Genomic DNA, 2652 nt, shown 5'->3' with positions numbered 1-2652 from the left:
CCTCAAACAGGATCCATCTAGGTACGGATTTTAATGTATTTATTGGTATCTGTACCAATTTTTTTCGTATACTTACAAAGAAGTTTTGGTAGTGAATAATATCTGATCTTATAATTATTAATTAAAAGCTAAGTACATTTGTTTAATTAATGGACTAGTTCGTTGGAGAAATCTGAAAGCGATTAATGATTTGGTAACTTATTGCTGTGTCTGGAGTTATTACTTTGTTTAGAGCTTAGGTATAAGCAAAGAGAGCCATCTTTAAAAGCATAGATGGGTGAAAAGCTTTTTTGCTCCGTGGACTTATTATACTGTATTATGATGTCAACAAAGTTACTAATTAAATGGCGACATAATTGATTTTAATTTGGAAAGTATAAGTAACCTTAATTTTGATTAATGTTACATTCTTTATAAATTAGAGCTGTCTTCTTTCTATATTAGAGATAACAAAGAACAGCTCTCTGTGCTACATAAAAAATAGCCACAAAATCAAAAAAACAAATTTTACGGCTATTTTTAAAGGTAGGTGTACGACCCTTGTTTAAATTTCAATTATTCCAAAATATTTTATTTAACGATAAGCATCTACAATGTAATAACATATAAAAATATAGATTATAGCAATTATTTTTTATTATTAATTCCAATTTCTTTTTTGGCAATTTTTATTAAAGAGATAGCATCTACAAAATCATTAATGCATACTTGACAGTTTTCTCCATCCCTTTCTACTGCTTGTGAACTAGCATATATTACCACATTCAACAAATCGCCACCTGAAAATCCTTCGGTTAAATCAATAATAGATTGAAAATCTTTTTCTGATAATTTAATAGGTAATTTATTAGGAATCATACTCTTAAAAAGCTTATTTCGGTTTTCACTATTAGGCAGGGTAAATTTTATATGTCCTATATATACGACGAACAAATGCAGAATCATAATTGGAACCAAAATTAGTAGTAAATATTGTAATTCCTGAAAAGTTGTCTAATTCTAAAAGCATAACAGATTTACTTACATTTACAGCGTGGTCCGTACTTTGAGTAACATTAGATAATCTATTTCCCAAAATAGAATCAGCTTCATCAAAAATTAAAATTGCATCTTCTTTTTTGGCTTCAGAAAAAAGAAGTTTAATATTTTTAGGTGTATCACCTACATATTTTGATTCTATTTCTGCATAGTTAACACGTATTATGTTTTTTTTCAAAGTATTGGCAATCGTTTCCGGAGACCAAGTTAAGTTGGCCTGACATGCGTTTCATTTATTAATTGTAGATGACTAAAGTGTAGCCTAGTCAGTCTTTTTGATTCAATAATTATTAACTAATACTATGAGTGGTATAATAAATAGCGTTTAACAATTATTAAAAAACTACTAATTAAAGGATAACATAAATGTTAATTTCTTATATATCTACACAGGATCTCAAACAAATTAGAAAGTTAGTTTGGCAATATGCTAGGCCTAAAACGTATCGTCGCCTTTTAAAACTTTGGATAACAGTTACTTTGTTGATATATTTTATTGATGTTGCCTTCGATATTCCTGAATTACTTCATCATAAAAATACTCATGACTTGATTTTCACTGTTGCCATTCTTATATTAATCATCTACATCAGACTGCTTTTAAAGAGTGACTTCAAACGTGGATTTTTAAAACATACCAAGTCGGGCTATTATACCGCTTGGATTGACTTGTCACCAGACCAAGATCCAAAAATAGCCTTTATTGCGACCATGAAACAACATCCTGAACTATTAGAACTGTACGATCAAAATCAAGGTGAATTATATTTATCTAACAAACCAGGAGATGGTGATTACGACATCAAGAAAGATCCTATTTTTAAAAATCTGCAGTCAAATCCAGTACTAATTCATCCGCCATTTAAACGTTACGAAAGTTTCATCAATACTCATCAATATTATATTTTTGTTATTTGTGTACCTCACACTAAAAAACAAATTTACAATAGATATCAATATTTAATTTTCAAAAAAAGCCGGTGGAATCAGGCAGCCTTGAATCCATATTTAAAGGAAATTAAGCAAATCACTGATAATTATTGTAATCTAGAAAATAACAATCTAAAATTAGTTCCGTAAGGATGAATTTAGTCTTTACAGATTTTTCTAATTATAATATAGACGAAGATAAGATCGTCCAATTAGTATACTTTTAATAAACATCTTAGTTACTACTGGTAAAGATATTTATAGGTTGTAAAAAATCTGGTTTATGAGTGATTTCCGCTTGACTACTAATTTTAGGAAAAATCTAAAATAATAATTATAGTTTCATAAAATTTTATTGGTTTAACACTTAATAACTTTTAATACTTCTCCTGCATTAAACTGCCTTACTCCTAAATTACTTTTTAGATTGAGTTCCCCATTATCCGATATACCAATAAAAGTACCAGAGTATTCTTTATTTCCTAATTTAAGTAAAATAACTTTATTCTCCAGATATTGATGTTCTTGATAATCTTTAAATGCTAATTTTAAAAGAGACTTATTAAATAAACTCATCATAAAATATAAATAAATTTGCTCAACAGAATTTTTAAGATTAAACTTCTCGTTTTGAATATAACCAATAGAATTACTCAAATTCGTTGGGTAATTATTGTATTGATC

General features: G+C 28.1%; 4 protein-coding genes. 1 reads left to right on the top strand and 3 read right to left on the bottom strand.

Annotation, left to right across the window (positions count from 1 at the left end; genetic code table 11):
• Nucleotides 1–627 precede the first annotated feature (627 nt).
• Together EQ827_RS09150 and EQ827_RS09145 are read right to left on the bottom strand one after the other, a co-directional pair.
• On the bottom strand, nucleotides 628–858 hold the full coding sequence (locus tag EQ827_RS09150) for a hypothetical protein (RefSeq protein ID WP_258231826.1): 231 nt from the start codon (nucleotides 856–858) through the stop codon (nucleotides 628–630).
• Nucleotides 859–889: 31 nt separating this feature from the next.
• The gene (locus EQ827_RS09145) at nucleotides 890–1216 is read right to left on the bottom strand and encodes an AAA family ATPase (RefSeq protein ID WP_258231825.1); all 327 of its coding nucleotides are present in this window, start codon (nucleotides 1214–1216) and stop codon (nucleotides 890–892) included.
• Nucleotides 1217–1404: 188 nt separating this feature from the next.
• Between EQ827_RS09145 and EQ827_RS08380 the strand changes: the two genes are divergently transcribed.
• Nucleotides 1405–2118 (top strand): hypothetical protein, encoded by a 714-nt coding sequence (locus tag EQ827_RS08380; protein WP_181190533.1) that lies wholly within the window; start codon nucleotides 1405–1407, stop codon nucleotides 2116–2118.
• A 210-nt stretch (nucleotides 2119–2328) separates the two neighbouring features.
• Here the strand turns inward: EQ827_RS08380 and EQ827_RS08375 are convergent.
• The coding region (locus EQ827_RS08375; protein WP_373563525.1) for a hypothetical protein at nucleotides 2329–2652 on the bottom strand (324 nt) is incomplete at its 5' end.

The organism is Bombilactobacillus bombi (genome assembly GCF_013607485.1).
Taxonomy (GTDB): Bacteria; Bacillota; Bacilli; order Lactobacillales; family Lactobacillaceae; genus Bombilactobacillus; species Bombilactobacillus bombi_A.
Note: the sequence above shows the minus strand (reverse complement) of the source record. Positions and strands in the feature narration are given on the sequence as shown.